At 67.0% G+C, this 15,155-nt stretch carries 10 protein-coding genes and 1 riboswitch; of the genes, 5 read left to right on the top strand and 5 right to left on the bottom strand.

From position 1 onward, the window contains the following. Positions 1–82 precede the first annotated feature (82 nt). Complete coding sequence (gene gcvP, locus ACSDHM_RS13615; protein ID WP_072168600.1) at positions 83–2,950, bottom strand: aminomethyl-transferring glycine dehydrogenase; 2,868 nt, start codon at positions 2,948–2,950, stop codon at positions 83–85. Positions 2,951–3,012: 62 nt separating this feature from the next. Further along, a riboswitch (glycine riboswitch) is annotated at positions 3,013–3,115 on the bottom strand. 299 nt (positions 3,116–3,414) lie between these two features. Here gcvP and ACSDHM_RS13610 point away from each other — a divergent pair. From ACSDHM_RS13610 to ACSDHM_RS13600, 3 genes are all read left to right on the top strand, one after another. Continuing rightward, complete coding sequence (locus tag ACSDHM_RS13610) at positions 3,415–4,641, top strand: multidrug effflux MFS transporter (protein ID WP_072168607.1); 1,227 nt, start codon at positions 3,415–3,417, stop codon at positions 4,639–4,641. A gap of 141 nt (positions 4,642–4,782) precedes the next feature. Continuing rightward, on the top strand, positions 4,783–5,679 hold the full coding sequence (locus ACSDHM_RS13605) for a siderophore-interacting protein (RefSeq protein WP_439426327.1): 897 nt from the start codon (positions 4,783–4,785) through the stop codon (positions 5,677–5,679). 68 nt (positions 5,680–5,747) lie between these two features. Further along, positions 5,748–6,140 carry a hypothetical protein gene (locus tag ACSDHM_RS13600; RefSeq protein WP_005418286.1) on the top strand — a complete coding sequence of 131 codons (393 nt, stop codon included), beginning with the start codon at positions 5,748–5,750 and terminating at the stop codon, positions 6,138–6,140. 82 nt (positions 6,141–6,222) lie between these two features. On the opposite strand, the gene ACSDHM_RS13595 is transcribed toward ACSDHM_RS13600, so the two are convergent. The 4 genes from ACSDHM_RS13595 to ACSDHM_RS13580 form a co-directional block, all read right to left on the bottom strand. Beyond that, positions 6,223–8,187: a M2 family metallopeptidase gene (locus ACSDHM_RS13595; RefSeq protein ID WP_439426326.1), complete on the bottom strand. Its 1,965-nt coding sequence runs from the start codon at positions 8,185–8,187 to the stop codon at positions 6,223–6,225. Positions 8,188–8,790: 603 nt separating this feature from the next. Continuing rightward, positions 8,791–10,440, bottom strand: coding sequence for a phosphoethanolamine transferase (locus ACSDHM_RS13590; protein ID WP_088497634.1), 1,650 nt, complete (start codon positions 10,438–10,440; stop codon positions 8,791–8,793). Then, positions 10,437–11,204: a phosphatase PAP2 family protein gene (locus tag ACSDHM_RS13585; RefSeq protein WP_227837263.1), complete on the bottom strand. Its 768-nt coding sequence runs from the start codon at positions 11,202–11,204 to the stop codon at positions 10,437–10,439. Before ACSDHM_RS13585 ends, ACSDHM_RS13590 begins: the two co-directional genes overlap by 4 nt. A gap of 113 nt (positions 11,205–11,317) precedes the next feature. Next, positions 11,318–13,021: an ArnT family glycosyltransferase gene (locus ACSDHM_RS13580; RefSeq protein WP_439426325.1), complete on the bottom strand. Its 1,704-nt coding sequence runs from the start codon at positions 13,019–13,021 to the stop codon at positions 11,318–11,320. 130 nt (positions 13,022–13,151) lie between these two features. Here ACSDHM_RS13580 and ACSDHM_RS13575 point away from each other — a divergent pair, with 130 nt between their 5' ends. Both ACSDHM_RS13575 and ACSDHM_RS13570 read left to right on the top strand, forming a co-directional pair. Next, positions 13,152–13,865: a response regulator transcription factor gene (locus ACSDHM_RS13575; protein ID WP_072169171.1), complete on the top strand. Its 714-nt coding sequence runs from the start codon at positions 13,152–13,154 to the stop codon at positions 13,863–13,865. Continuing rightward, positions 13,852–15,138, top strand: a complete 1,287-nt coding sequence (locus ACSDHM_RS13570) for a sensor histidine kinase (RefSeq protein ID WP_088497636.1) — start codon at positions 13,852–13,854, stop codon at positions 15,136–15,138. The genes ACSDHM_RS13575 and ACSDHM_RS13570 overlap by 14 nt, the downstream gene beginning before the upstream one ends. The last annotated feature ends 17 nt before the right edge of the window (positions 15,139–15,155 follow it).

The raw sequence follows: 15,155 nt of genomic DNA, 5'->3' as shown, positions 1-15,155 counted from the left end.
GTGGGTGTGGACCCTGGTTCACACGCCCTCATGAAAACGGCCCGCTTGCGCGGGCCGTTTTCTTTATCGATGCAGTAAGGAATCAAGCCTCGACTTCATCATCTTTGTAGGCATCGACCGGGATGCAGGCGCACATCACGTTCTTGTCACCGTACACGTTGTCGACGCGTGCCACCGGCGGCCAGTACTTGCTCTGCTTCAGGCTGGCCAGCGGGAAGGCGGCCAGTTCGCGCGGGTAGGCGTGGGTCCACTCGCTGGCGGTCACCGCGGTGGCGGTGTGCGGCGCGTTCTTCAGCGGGTTGTCCTCGCGGTCCAGGCGACCGTCTTCGATCGCGCTGATTTCCTCTCGGATCTGGATCATCGCGTTGATGAAGCGATCCAGCTCGTGCAGCGACTCGCTCTCGGTCGGTTCGACCATCAGCGTGCCCGCAACCGGGAAGCTCAGGGTCGGGGCGTGGAAGCCGAAGTCGATCAGGCGCTTGGCGACGTCCTCGGCGCCGATGCCGCTGGTCTTCTCCAGCGGGCGCACGTCCAGGATGCACTCGTGCGCCACCAGGCCGTTACGGCCGGTGTACAGGGTCTTGAAGTGCGGAGCCAGGCGCTTGGCGATGTAGTTGGCGTTGAGCTGCGCGACCTGGGTGGCCTTGCGCAGGCCTTCGCGGCCCATCATCGCGATGTACATCCAGCTGATCGGCAGGATCGAAGCACTGCCGAAGCTGGCCGCGCTGACCATGCCGACCGGGCCGTTGTCACCCAGCTTGCCCGGCAGGAACGGGGCCAGGTGCTCCTTGACCGCGCATGGGCCCACGCCCGGGCCACCACCGCCGTGCGGGATGCAGAAGGTCTTGTGCAGGTTCAGGTGCGAAACGTCCGAACCCCACTTGCCCGGCTTGGCCACGCCGACCAGGGCGTTCATGTTGGCGCCGTCGGTGTACACCTGGCCGCCGTGCTTGTGGATGATCTCGCAGATCTCGACCACCTCTTCCTCGAACACGCCGTGCGTGGACGGGTAGGTCATCATGATCGCGGCCAGGCGGTCGCTGTACTTCTCGGCGTTGAGGCGGATGTCCTCGACGTCGACGTTGCCGTTGGCATCGGTCTTGGTCACCACGACCTTCATGCCGCACATCTGCGCCGAGGCCGGGTTGGTGCCGTGTGCCGAGTCCGGGATCAGGCAGATGTCGCGGTGGCCTTCGCCGCGCGAGCGGTGGTAGGCACGGATCGCCAGCAGGCCGGCGTACTCGCCCTGCGCGCCGGAGTTCGGCTGCAGGCTGACCGCGTCGTAGCCGGTGCATTCGACCAGCATCGCTTCCAGCGTGTCGATCAGTTCCTTGTAGCCCAGCGCCTGGTCGGCCGGCACCAGCGGGTGGATCTGCGAGAACTCCGGCCAGGTCACCGGGATCATCTCGGCGGTGGCGTTGAGCTTCATGGTGCACGAGCCCAGCGGGATCATCGTGCGGTCCATCGCCAGGTCCTTGTCGGCCAGCGAACGCAGGTAGCGCAGCAGTTCGTGCTCGCTGTGGTGGGTGTTGAACACCGGGTGGGTCAGGAACGCGGACTGGCGCAGCAGGCCGGCCGGCAGCGCGTCGGCGGTGCTGGCGTCCAGCGCCTCGACGTCAGCCTGCGCGCCGAACACGGTGGCCAGCGCGACCACGTCGGCGCGGGTGGCGGTCTCGTCCAGGCTGATGCCGACCGAGTCGCTGTCGATCGCGCGCAGGTTGTAACCGGCGGCGCGTGCCTTGGCGTGGATCTCATCGGCATGCACGCCGGTGATGTGCAGGGTGTCGAAGAAGTCGCCACCGACCTGCACGCCGGCGTTGCGCAGTGCCGCAGCCAGGATCGAAGCCAGGCGGTGGGTGCGCCGGGCGATGCGGGTCAGGCCTTCCGGACCGTGGTAGACCGCATACATCGAGGCCATCACCGCCAGCAGCACCTGTGCGGTACAGATGTTCGACGTCGCCTTCTCGCGGCGGATGTGCTGCTCACGGGTCTGCAGGGTCAGGCGATAGGCCGGGTTGCCCTGGGCATCGATGGAGACACCGATCAGGCGGCCCGGCATCGAGCGCTTGTAGGCGTCACGGCAGGCCATGAACGCGGCGTGCGGGCCGCCGAAGCCGAACGGCACGCCGAAACGCTGGCTGTTGCCGACCACGATGTCCGCGCCCCATTCGCCCGGTGCGGCCAGCAGGGTCAGCGCCAGCAGGTCGGTGGCCACGGCCACCAAGCCGCCGCGTGCGTGCACGGCCTCGACCAGGGCCTTGTAATCGCCGATCTGGCCGAAGGTGTCCGGGTACTGCAGCAGCAGGCCGAAGGCTTCCGCTTCCAGTGCTTCGGCGGGGGTGCCGACGCGCAGCACGATGCCCATCGGTTCTGCGCGGGTGCGCAGCAGTTCCAGGGTCTGCGGGTGCACGGCGTCGTGCACGAAGAAGGTGTCCGACTTCGACTTGGCCGAACGCTTGGCCAGGGTCATCGCTTCGGCGGCGGCAGTGGCTTCGTCCAGCAGCGAGGCGTTGGCGATCTCCATGCCGGTGAGGTCGGCGCACAGGGTCTGGAAGTTGATCAGCGCTTCCATGCGGCCCTGCGAGATCTCGGCCTGGTACGGGGTGTAAGCGGTGTACCAGGCCGGGTTTTCCAGGATGTTGCGCAGGATCACGTTCGGGGTGTGGGTACCGTAGTAGCCCTGGCCGATGAAGCTGCGCAGCACGGTGTTCTTGTCGGCGATCGCGCGGATCTTCGCCAGTGCCTGCACTTCGGTCATCGACTCCGGCAGCGCCAGCGGCGCCGGCGACTTGATCTTGGCCGGCACGATGGCATCGGTCATCGCATCCAGCGACGCGTGGCCGACGACGTCGAGCATCTGCGCGATCTCGGCATCGTTGGGGCCGATGTGGCGCTCGACGAACGCATTGTGGTGCTCGAGCTCACGCAGGGAAGGGGTGTTCTGGGACATGGCGAAGGATCCGTCAGGAAAGGGCACACGCACGGGCACAAGCCGCCGGTCGGCGGTCTGCGGGGCGCCCCTCTGTCCTTTTGCCTGAGAGTTTGGAAGCGCGGAAAACCGCAGCTTCGTGCCCCTTCGGCGCCGGATCGAACCGGTCTCTCCAGAGTTCTGTTACGGGTGGTATCGGGCCTGAGCGATTACGGGCGTTGCGCCTTCGGCAGCGGTGTTCCGCTTCTCCCACCGTGTTGCCCGCCGATTATAGCCCGTTGCGGGCCCGCTGGCCGTCTACGGGCCTGGCCGCTGCGCCTGAATGGCCGATGGCCCGGACGTGCGTTTTGTGCATCGCTGCATGGCATCAGGCGCAATCCCCACCTATGATGGCCAGATACCCGAATTCATCTGGCGCCCTCCCTGCAGACAGGGACCGGCGCCCGCCGTGCGTGCCGCGCATGGCCCTGCCGGACGCCTTTCCCATGACCGCCGCTGTTGCTCCCTCCACCCGCCGCATGGCCCTGCTGCTTGCCGGCCTGGCCATGTTCGGCCCGTTCTCGATCGACACCATCTTCCCGGCCTTCCCGCAGCTGGCCCAGCGCCTGGCGGTGGACGAGGTGGCGGTGCAGCAGACCATCAGCGTCTACCTGCTGTTCTACGGCCTGATGAGCCTGGCGCACGGTCCGCTGTCCGACGCCTGGGGCCGCAAGCGGGTGATCCTCGGTGGCCTGGTGGTGTTCGTCGGCGCCTCGGTGGGCTGCGCACTGTCCACCGACCTGACCACGCTGCTGGCGTTCCGTGCGCTGCAGGGCCTGTCGGCGGGTGTCGGCATGATCGTCGGCCGCGCGGTGATCCGCGATCTGTACCACGGCCATGACGCGCAGCGGCTGATGAGCCAGGTGTCCATGCTGTTCGGCATCGCCCCGGCCATCGCGCCGATCATCGGTGGCTGGATCCTGCTCAGTGGCGCGGGGTGGCCGCTGATCTTCTGGTTCCTGGTGGTGTTCGGGCTGGTCCTGCTGGCGGCCACTGCACGCTACCTGCCCGAGACCCATCCCGTCGAAGCGCGCGTGCCGTTGTCGCCGCGCGTGCTGCTGCGTGATTACGTGCGCATCGGTTTCAATCCACGCTTCCTGCGCCTGGCGCTGGCCGGCAGCATCGGCTTTGGTGGAATCTTCCTGTACATCTCCTCGGCGCCGGTGTTCGTGATGCAGCACCTGCACCTGGGCGAGGGCGGTTTCGCCTGGTTGTTCATCCCGACCATCGGCGGCATGACCACCGGCTCATTCCTGTCCGGGCGCATGGCCGGGCACACCACGCCCACCCGCCAGGTCTCCATTGGTTTCGGCCTGTGCGCATTGTCAGTGCTGTTGAACGTTGGCTACGTGGTGCTGTCGCCACAGTTCGTGCTGCCATGGGCGGTACTGCCGATCTTCCTGGGTGGCATGGGCATGGCGCTGATCTTCCCGATCCTGGCGCTGGCGGTGCTGGACATGTACCCGCATCAGCGCGGCCTGGCCTCGTCGCTGCAGGCCTTCGTGCAGCTGATGATCAGCACCGTGGTGGCCGGCGTGGTGTCACCACTGCTGAGCGGCAGCCCGCTGCACCTGGCACTGGGCCAGGCGGCGTTCTTCGGCGCCGGTTTCGTGTTCTGGTACTGGGAACACCAGCGCGAGCGCGCGGCGCAGGCAGCCTGCACGGGTCACTGAGCAGCGCGCAGGGGTAGGGTGGGCCGCGATGCCCGAAACACTTGCGGCAGGGAACGGCCGGACTAGGCTGGGCATTCCAGCCAGCCGGTGCGTGGGTGCACGACAGCCAGCCGACCCAATGTCGTTGCATGAGGTTTCGCCATGGCTGCGCAGCAGACCTACCGCCTGTTCGAGGTGGCGCTGAAGGAGCGCCGCGTTCTTTCCCCTTCCCTGGACCGCATGGTGTTCACCGGCGCCGACGTGGCGCGGATGAAGACCGAAGGCCCGGACCAGCGCATCAAGGTATTCTTCCCCTTGCCCGGGCAGGACCTGCCACAGGTGCCCAGCGGCGAGGACTGGTATCCCCGCTACCGGGCGCTGCCGGACGATCAGCGCCCGCCGATGCGCACCTATACCATCCGCCAGCTGCGTGCAGAGCTGGGCGAAGTCGATGTTGATTTCGTGCTGCATGGCGAGACCGGGCCGGCCTCGCGCTGGGCCATCCATGCACGCCCCGGCGACCGTGTGGTGTTGCTGGCTCCCGATGCCGACTGTGCCGACAGCAGCGAAGGTTGGGAATGGAAGCCGCCGGCCGGCGTCGGCCAGGTGCTGCTGGTGGCCGATGAAACCGCGTTACCGGCGGTGGCCGGCATTCTTGAGGAACTGGCGGCCATGGTGGATCCGCCGCGTACGCTGGCGCTGCTGGAAGTGGCGCAGGCCGGCGACGCGGTGCCGCTGAAGGCGCCGGCCACGGCCGAGCTGGTCTGGCTGCCGCGCGGACAGGCGGCTTACGGGGCGCCCCTGCTGCAAGCGGTGCAGGCGCGGCTTGCGGCGGCTTCCAGCGTGGTTGCCGGCGATGAGCTGGAGGAGATCGATGTCGATGCCCAGATCCTCTGGGAGCAGGCCGATGCCAGCGTGGCCGGGCCGCTGTATGCCTGGGTGGCAGGCGAGGCGGCGGCGGTGATGGCGATCCGTCGCCATCTGGTCCGCGACTGCGGGCTGGATCGCCGCGCGATCAGCTTCATGGGCTACTGGCGGCACGGCAAAGTGCTGGATTGAGGGGGTGTGAAGCGGCGTGGCGGGTGGGGTGCGCTATCCTTGCGCCCCCCTCGCAGCGGTATTGCACCATGTCCACCAGCTCCAAGACCCGCCGCGACCAGCGCCGTCGCCAGGAAAAGCAGGCCGCCAACAAGGCCGCTGCCCAGGCCTCGCCGGTGGAGCCGCATGCCGAACTGCGCGACGCGCAGCGCACCCTGCTGGCCGGTGTCGTGCGCCGCGACGGCGAATGGGTGCTGGGCATGGACGGCCGTATCGCCGGCCACAGTGACTCCGCCGCACAGGTACTGGCGCTGATCATGCAGGCCGGTGAACTGCACGAGCGCAACGGCACGCCGGTGCGCCTGATGTACTCCGATGCGCTGCGCGACGCCGCGCACGCCGAAGCGAAAGAGAAGGGCCAGACCTTCGAGGAATTCAAGGCGGAACTGGCCGCGGCGATGGCGGCGAAGAAGGACAGCTGATCGCGCCGAATCTGTAGAGCCGAGCATGGCTCGGCTCTACAACACGGAAAAGGGGCGGATCCTTGCGGATCCGCCCCTTTTCTCATTTCGCCGCCGGGGCCGCGTTGGCCTGCCAGCCACACATCTGGCCTTCGTTCTGCTGCTTCAGCCACTCGTTGACCGGAGTGAAGTACTCGATCATCGGGCCGGCATCGAGCTTGTCGGTGCCGGTCAGCTCCTTCAGCGTGGCCTGCCACGGCTGGCTGGCACCCTTGCTCAGCATCGCCCAGTATTTCTGGCCGGCTTCCTTGTTGCCGTAGAAGGTGCACTCGTGCAGCGGGCCCTTGTAGCCGGCTGCATCGCACAGGCCCTTGTAGAACTGGAACTGCAGGATGCGGGCCAGGAAGTAGCGGGTGTAGGGGGTGTTGCCCGGCACGTGGTACTTCGCGCCCGGATCGAAGAATTCCTCGCCACGGGGGCTGGCCGGGGCCACGCCCTGGTACCTGGCCTTCAGGTCCCACCACGCCTTGTTGTAGTTGTCGGCGGTGATCGAACCATCGAACACGCCCCAGCGCCAGCGGTCGATCATCAGCCCGAACGGCAGGAACGACACGCCCGACAGCGCCATGCGCATCTGGTTGTTGATGACCGCTTCGCGGCTCTCGGTCGGTGCATCGACCAGGCCGATCGAGCTGAGGTACTTGGGCGTCATCGCCAGCACGATGGTGTCGCCGATCGCCTCATGGAAGCCATCGTTGGCACCGCCCTGGAACAGCGGCGGCAGCGGGTTGTAGGCCAGGTCGTAATAGATATGGCCCAGCTCGTGGTAGATGGTGGTGAAGTTCTCTTCGTTCGGCTTGATGCACATCTTGGTGCGCACATCGCCTTCCATGTTCATGTCCCAGGCGCTGGCGTGGCAGACCACATCGCGGTCGTCGGGCTTGATGAACTGGGTGCGTTCCCAGTACGACTGCGGCAGCGACGGCATGCCCAGCGACACATAGAAGTCCTGTGCGCGTTCGGTCATCTGCTTGGCGGTACGCAGTTCGGCTTCGCGCTGGGCCTTGTACTGCGCCGCCACGTTGGCGTCCTTGCCGGCCTTGGCCAGCGCCGCGCTCAGGTTGGCCTGGTACTGCTTTTCCAGTGCAGCGGTGATGTCCAGGCTGCCGGCACCCGGGTACGGTTCCAGCTGGTCCCACAGGTTCGACCAGTCCTGCTGCCACATGTTGCCCAGCAGGTGCGCGGCAATCAGGCCGTTGCCCACTTCGGCCTTGTCCTTGCCGTAGGTCTTGTCCAGCTTGCCGCGTGCATAGCAGTGCAGCTGCTCGTACATCGGCTTGACCTGTTCCCAGAGCCGGTCGGTTTCCGGGCCGATCTGCTCCGGCGGCATGTCGTAGCCGCTGCGCCACATCTGGCCGGCGTCGGCAAAGCCCATGCCCTTGGCGCCTTCGTTCACCAGGCCGACGAACTTCTGGTAGTCGCCGCGCATGCTCTTGGTGGTGCTGTGCCAGCCCTGCCAGGCGTCGAGCTGCTTGTCATAGTCGCGGCTGCGCGCCAGCACCTGTTCCAGCTCGCCCAGCTGGCGGCAGGAGTTCGGATCATTGGCATCGGTGCAGTACTTGCCGGCACCGTAGCTGCCTTCCATGCGCGTGGCGATCTGGGTCAGCTCGGCCAGCTTGGCCGGGTCGCGCGGTGCAGGCATCGAGGACATCAGCTTCAGCAGGTGGATCGCGCGCTTGCTGTCCTCGCTCATCGGCTTGCCGTCGAACTTGGCGGCCTGTTCGATCCAGCTGTTGAGCTGCGTCAGCGAACGCTCGTTGGCCTTGGCCGCAATGCGTTCCGAATCACCGTTGATGTAGGTGGAGGACAGCCACTGCGCCGAGGTCATCTCCGGGTAAGCGGCCTTGAATTCGGCATTGATGCGGGCCACGAACTGGTCGGCGGTTTCACCGGCCGGAGCGCTGCTGCTGGCGGTATCGGTGCCTGGGGCAGCTTCCTTCTTGCAGGCGGCCAGGGCCAGCGTGGCGGCGGCGATTGCCGAGGCCAGCAGGAGATGACGGTGTTTCACGGGCGGTCCTTGGGTGGTGAACGACGGCCGAAGGCTAGTAGGCCGTCGCTGCCACCGCAAGTGGCGGACGTCAGCCGGGCGGCGCCCGGCACCCGCAGAGGCCAGAGCACAAGCAACAGCAACCGCCGAAGCAACCGCAACAGCGGGGTATCCGTGGGATGGCGCGGCGGTGTGGGCTTGCAGGACACGCTGTAAACCCATCCATGGGGGCTCGATGGCGCCATCCATGGCGCCAACGGTCCTGCAAGCCCACACCGCCCCACGTCTGACAGATCGTGGCGGCTGTTGGTAGGTGTCGACCCTGGTCGACACATCTGTCAGGTATCGACAATCAAAATGGGGTCAGATCCGTTTTCTTCCGGAAAACGGATCTGACCCCAAGATCGTTCCAACAGATCGCGGAAAACTGTCGAAGGCGGGGTGGGGCCGGTTGCGGGGGCGTGAGCCGCATGGATGCGGCGACCGAGCTTACATGGACGTACTTGCAGCGTCCCCCGCAACCGGACCCACCCCGCCACCCCTCAGGAAACCCGCTTCTGCTGTTGCTTCGGCCGTTGCCGTTGCCCCTGCAGGTGCAGGGCTGCAAGCCCTGCCAAACACCCCTCAACCTTCGCAGTTGGCGAACACGTCGCGGTCGCGCTCGTACAGCGCCGTCTTAACCTGCATCAGGCCCAGCACCGACGGGAACAGGTTGTCGTGGTCTGTATAGGCCGCCGAACGCTTGCGCACGCACTGCAGGTCCAACCCACGGCTGCTGGCGAAGCCCGGCGAGAACCACATCGTCATCGGTACGCGGGTCTGCTCGGCCGGTGCGATCGCATACGGCACGCCATGCAGGAACAGGCCCTTCTCGCCCAGCGATTCACCATGGTCGGACAGGTAGATCATCGCCGTGTCGTAGTCCTGCATGCCCTGCAGCGTGCCGATGGTCTTGGTCAGGAAGTGATCGGTGTACAGCACGGCGTTGTCATAGCTGTTGGTGATCTCGTCGCGCGAGCAGCGGCCGATGTCACGGGTGTCGCAGGTCGGGGTGAAGCGGCGGAACGCGGGCGGATAGCGCTCGAAATAGGCCGGGCCGTGGTTGCCCAGCTGGTGCAGCACCACGACCCGGTCGCCGGGCTTGGCCCGCACCTGGGTGGCCAGGTCCTGCAGCAGGATCTCGTCCATGCAGCGGCCATCGGCGCACAGGCCGGGTGTGGTGGCGTCGGACAATGACTGGAAGTCCAGGCCCTCGCACACGCCCTTGCAGCCGGACTGGTTGTCACGCCACAGCGGCGCGATGCCGGCGCGGTTCAGTACGTGCAGCAGCGACTGGTGCGCACGGATCTTCTTCTCGTCGTAGTCGTGGCGGCCCCACGGCGAGAACAGGCACGGCAGCGAGACCTCCGTGCTGGTGCCGCACGAATGCATGTCCGGGAAATTGATCACGCTGGCCTGCGCCAGTTCCGGAGTGGTGTTGCGGCCACCGTTGAGGCCCCAGTTCTGCGCACGCACGGTCTCGCCCATGACGATCACCAGCAGGCGCGGCTTGCTGGCCGGCGCTCGCGGAGTGGCCTTGGCGTCGGTGCCGATCGGCAGCTTCGGTGCGCGCTGCACCGGGTTGTCGCCACGCAGCGCACGCGGCATGCCCAGCAGCACGTTGGCCGGGGTGGCGAGGTAACGCACTTCGCGCTGGTTGCGCATCAGTGCTGAAACATCCTGGAACGAGATCAACGCGCCGCCGACGGCGGTTACCGCGGCCACCAGCAGGAAGCCCAGCCGCCACAGCAGGGTGCGGCCCCAGCTGCGGCGACGCAGCTGCACGCGCCACAACACCGCCATCGGCAACACGGCCAGCAACAGTACCGGCCACAGCAGCGACACGGTCATCAGCTCGCGGCTTTCCTTGGGGTCCGTCGCCAGCACGTTGCGCAGCATGTCCGCATCCAGGTAGATGTGGTAGCGACTCATGTAGTGCGCGGCGAATGCGGTCACCAGCAGCAACAGGCTGATCACCACCTTGGCGTTCCAGCGCCAGACCAGGATGCCCAGCAGCACGCCGTGAGCACCCAGCAGCAACAGCAGCAGCGAAAGCGCGTAGCGCAGGCTGCCTGGATGGCTGGCCATCGCGCTGTGCCAGAACAGGCCATTGCCGGCCACCGCGAAGAACAGGCTGGTCAGCGCGATCAGCGCTTCGGTGGACAGCTGCGGCCGCCAGTGGCGCAGACCCGCAAGGGCGGGGAGGCGGGCGGGCCGTTGGACCGATGCGCTCATGCGTTTGCCTCCTGGCGGTTGGCATGGTTCAGTTGACGGTGTGTCAGGACGCGCTTGGCGATCAGATAGAGGCCGAGCGAAAGCAGCCAGCAGATCAATGCAGTGGCGACGTCATGCGAAAGGAAATGCGCACCGCGCAGCTGCTGGCCGATGCCGAACACCAAACCGGCGCCGAGGCCGATCCACAACCCGGCCCAGCGCCACGACGGGCGCCATAGGAGGGCGAAATAGTACAGGCACAGCCAGGCGTAGCCGGCACTGGCGTGCCCGGCCGGGAAGCAGGCCTGCGCGGCCATGCCAGCGGGGCGTGCGGTGAAAAGCCCGATAAATGGCTGGTGGCCGCCGTAGCGCAGCAAGTCCCAAGGGCATTCCATCGGCACCAGTGACTTCAGCAGGGAGATCACGCCGGTGCCCAGCGCCAGGGCAAGTACGACATAAAGCAGCGCCCACCGCAGGGTGTGATCGCGTCCTTTACGCCAGTGGTGGAAGCACAGCAGGATCGCGACCAAGGCCGCTGACGTGCTCAGCCATTTGCCGGCCTTGTGCACCACCGTGCGGGTGATCCAGGCGTCCTGTAGCACCCATCGGCTGCCCTCAAGGCGGAACAGGTGATCGGCCACCCACTGGTCGCCGCCGAACCCCATCAGCAGCGCAAACACGGGCAGACCGATTGCGACAGGCAGCCAAAAGTGAGTTACGGCGAATCTTGACGCCAGTGGCGATGACGCAAGCGGCGCGATCGAATCAAGGGGACGAACGGGCATGCTGAGGGAAGGCGGGTTCGGGAATCCGCAGCCATGCTCGTCACCTGCATGTCGGAGAAGGGTCGGACGCTCGTTCGCGCCGGGTTAATGATTTCCCCGGCACGAGTCAACGTTCAGTCTTCTTCGGCGGTCGAGCCGGCCCGTTCGGCGTGGCATTGCGGGTCCCAGGCCGTACCGGGAAGCAGTTGCCAACGATTCCTGTTGGCCATGCCGATGTCGATCACCTTGGCCCGGTCTACGCAGGGACTCATCGCCTCGTCCAGCACCAGCAACCAGCGCTTGTCCGGCGCTTCGGCGAGCCAGGGGCCGGCATCGTGCCATTGCTCGGCCCAGGGCCGCTTGAAGCCGAACTCGCGTACCGGGCGGTCAGCCTGCAGCAGGTTCTGCTCGCGCCAGGCGACCAGCGCCAATTCGGCGTCCGGACCGATCCGCGCGCCGACGCGGCGCATCAGCGCCGATGCCGATGCGTAGGGATCCAGTGCCGGGATCAGCACCAGGCCGTAGAGCATCCACAGCATGCCGTGGGTCAGCAGCACCAGGGTCGTGGCGCGGCGCACCCGCAACCAGACGGCCAACGTGGCCAGCGCGATGGCGAAGGTCAGCAGGCCATCACCCAGCACCGGCAGCAGCGTATCGGGCATGGCCCGGCGCTCCAGTTGCGCCAAGGCCCACGGGTGCTCGGTCATCAGCATCACGCCGAGCACGCCGGTGGCCAGCATCAGCACCACGCTGTAGCCGAACAGATACCGGCGCACGCACAGCCGGCGCAGCAAGCCCGGCAACAACGGCGCAACCGCCAGTGCCATCGCAGGCAGCATCGGCAGCACATAGACCTCGCGCTTGCCCGGGCTGGCGCTGAAGAACACCAGCACCAGCAGCGCCCAACCCAGCAGCAGCCACTGCCGGCGGTCGCCCCGGCGGATGCGGCGCCACCACGGCTTGAACAGCAGCGGCAGCAGCAGGCTGCCCGGCAGCCACAGGGTCAGGATCACCTGCAGGTAGTACCAGGCCGGTTGGCGATGGTGCCAGGCGTTGGCATAGCGGGTACCGGTCTGCTTGAACAACAGCTCATGCGCGTAGGCCTGCAGTTCGGCGTTGGGCGTGTGCAGCAGGGCCCAGCCCAGCGGCGCAAGCCACACCGACACGCCCAGCAGGAAGGCCGGGATCAGCCACAGCAGCGTTGCCGGGTGGGGGCCGTCAACGCTGCGCCCGCGGCGACGCTGGTACAGCCACCAGCCGAACCACGGCAGGACCATCAGCAGCGGCAGGAAACCCACGCCTTTGGTCACCGTGCCGAGGCCAGCGGCGAACCCCGCCAGCCACAAGGCAGCCAGGTTGCGGCGTTCGCACAGGTGGCGCATCAAGCCCCACAGGGCCACCGTGGTCATGCCGACCAGCACCATGTCGATCTGCGCGCGCTTGGCCATCAGGCCAAACTGCAGGGTGCAGAACAGCGCCGCCAGGGCGTACAGGGAATGCCGCGGTGACCACAGTCGGCGTGCCAGATCCGACACCAACCACAGGCTGAGCAGGGCGCCCAGCAGCGATGGCAGCAGGAACGACCACTGCCAGCTGCCGACGATCTCGTAGGCCGCCGCCTGCAGCCACATGAAGACCGGTGGCTTCTCCGCATACAGCTCCACGCCCCGGTGCGGCAGCAGCCATTGCCCACTCTCGACCATGGTGCGGGCCGCCAGCACGAAGCGCGGCTCGTCCGGTGGCTGCGGCTGCCGAAGGCCGATCCCCGCTGCCAGCGCAGCAACGATCAACAGCCACAACAGGGGCAGGCGCCAACGGCGGGGCAGGACTACGGGCACGGCAGGCTCCGGGAGCAAAACGGCCATTCTGAGGTGGCGGGGGTTGGAAAAGCGTCAGAGGAGGCCGGGGCGACCGCATTCCGACATGGGCAGCGCTACCATGGTACGAAGTTCCGTGGATGTTTCGTGCATGCGTCTGTTGGTGATCGAGGACAACCGCCAGCTGGTGGCCAACCTGTTCGACTACTTCGAGTCGCGCGGGCACGTGCTCGACGTGGCCCCGGACGGCATCACCGGCCTGCACCTGGCCGGCAGCCATCCCTACGACGCGGTGATCCTGGACTGGATGCTGCCGCGCATGGAGGGGCCGGAGGTGCTGCGTCGCCTGCGCGCCGAGCAGGCTTCGGAGGTGCCGGTGATCATGCTGACCGCGCGCGACGAACTGCCGGACAAGATCACCGGCTTCCGCGCGGGTGCCGACGATTACCTGACCAAGCCGTTCGCCCTGCCCGAGCTGGAAGTTCGGCTGGAGGCGCTGCTGCTGCGTGCGCAGGGCCGGAACCCGCGCAAGCGCCTGCAGGTGGGCGACCTGGTGCTGGACCTGGCGACCCTCGAAGCCCAGCGGGGTGGTCAGGTGCTCCACCTCTACCCGGCCTGCCGGAAGCTGCTGGAGGTGCTGATGCGCGCCAGCCCCGGTGCGGTCACCCGCCAACAGCTGGAGTTCGCCCTGTGGGGTGACGAGCCACCGGATGGTGACCTGCTGCGCTCGCATGTCTATGAGCTGCGCCGCAGCGTCGATGGTCCGTTTGCCGACAAGCTGATCCACACCCTGCCGCGGGTTGGTTACCGCCTTGCGGTGACCGCGGCCGCCGATGCAGGCAAGGATGATGATGAAGGCGCGTAGGCCGGGCCCGCTGTACCGGCGCGTGGTGTGGTGGTTGCTGGGCTACCTGGCCCTGCTGTCGATCGCTGTGTTCAGCGTCGGCAACTACGTGCACGAACACGCCGAACATGCCGCCTGGCGTGCGCTGCTCAACTCCGAACTGGACAGCATCGTCGAGCACGTCGAGCATGAACCGCACTATCGCTGGCAGGATTCGGACACGCTCAGCCTGTACCGCTTCGATGCAGTCAACCTGCCTGACAGCCTGCGTACGCTGCATCCGGGCCTTCACGACGGCGTGATGATCAAAGGCCGGGAGACGGCGGTGATGGTGCGCGAGACCCGGTCGATGGGACGGGTCGCGCTGGCGCTGGACATCTCCGACTTCCATGACCTGGAGCAGTTCGCCACGCGCTGGGTGATGCTGGCCGGGGTGATCATGATCTTCGTCACCGTGCTGATGGCGTCCTTCGGCATGGAACGCATGGTGCGCCCGTTGAGCCTGCTGGCCCAGCACATCGGCGCATTGCGGCCGGGCGTTCAGGGCCAGCGCATCGAGGTCGACCCGCGCGGCAGTTCCGAGCTGCACACCATCGCCGATGCGCTGAACGACTACCTGGACCGCAACGAGCAGTTCGTCGAGCGTGAGCGGGTCTTCATCAGTACCGCCAGCCACGAACTGCGCACGCCGATCGCAGTGATGACCGGTGCAGCCGAGCTGGCGCTGGAGCAACCGGGCCTGCCCGAACGTGCCCGCCAACAGATGCAGCGGGTCCTGCGCACGGCACAGAGCGTGGAGCAGCTGATCGAGCTGCTGCTGGTGCTGGCGCGTGATCCTGCGCGCCTGGCCGCGCGTGCCGAGCGCATCGCACTGGACCAGCTGCTGCCGGAGATCGTCGACGACCATCGCCACCTGCTCGGCGACAAGGACCTGAGCATCGGCATCCAGGCTGCGCCGGTGGATATCGTCGCGCCGCTGGCGGTGGTGCAGGCGGCGATCGGCAACCTGCTGCGCAATGCCATCGAAAACAGCGGCCGCGGCCATATCGAGTTGCAGCTGAGTTCGTCGGCGGTACTGACCCTGCAGGACCCCGGGCATGGGATGAGCCCGGAGGAGATCGCGGCGATCCACGCGCGCATGGCCCGCGGCGAGCGTGCCGATCGAGGCAGTGGCATCGGCCTGGACCTGATCGCGCGGCTGTGCGAGCACCTGGGCTGGACGCTGCAGTTGCAGCCCCGCCAACCGCGCGGGACGCGTGTCACCCTGGACTTCGGCGCTTCGCGCCCCGCTTGATCGGACGGCCGACCTGC

The organism is Stenotrophomonas sp. T8 (assembly GCF_051853085.1).
Lineage (GTDB): Bacteria > Pseudomonadota > Gammaproteobacteria > Xanthomonadales > Xanthomonadaceae > Stenotrophomonas > Stenotrophomonas sepilia.
This window is presented reverse-complemented; position numbering and strand designations above follow the sequence as displayed.

Coding starts and splice junctions, on each gene's coding strand:
- ACSDHM_RS13570 (WP_088497636.1), top strand. CDS start 13,852: ATGAAGGCGCGTAGGCCGGGCCCGCTGTACCGGCGCGTGGTGTGGTGG.
- ACSDHM_RS13605 (WP_439426327.1), top strand. CDS start 4,783: ATGGCTGCGCAGCAGACCTACCGCCTGTTCGAGGTGGCGCTGAAGGAG.
- ACSDHM_RS13585 (WP_227837263.1), bottom strand. CDS start 11,204: ATGCCCGTTCGTCCCCTTGATTCGATCGCGCCGCTTGCGTCATCGCCA.
- ACSDHM_RS13590 (WP_088497634.1), bottom strand. CDS start 10,440: ATGAGCGCATCGGTCCAACGGCCCGCCCGCCTCCCCGCCCTTGCGGGT.
- ACSDHM_RS13600 (WP_005418286.1), top strand. CDS start 5,748: ATGTCCACCAGCTCCAAGACCCGCCGCGACCAGCGCCGTCGCCAGGAA.
- gcvP (WP_072168600.1), bottom strand. CDS start 2,950: ATGTCCCAGAACACCCCTTCCCTGCGTGAGCTCGAGCACCACAATGCG.
- ACSDHM_RS13575 (WP_072169171.1), top strand. CDS start 13,152: ATGCGTCTGTTGGTGATCGAGGACAACCGCCAGCTGGTGGCCAACCTG.
- ACSDHM_RS13610 (WP_072168607.1), top strand. CDS start 3,415: ATGACCGCCGCTGTTGCTCCCTCCACCCGCCGCATGGCCCTGCTGCTT.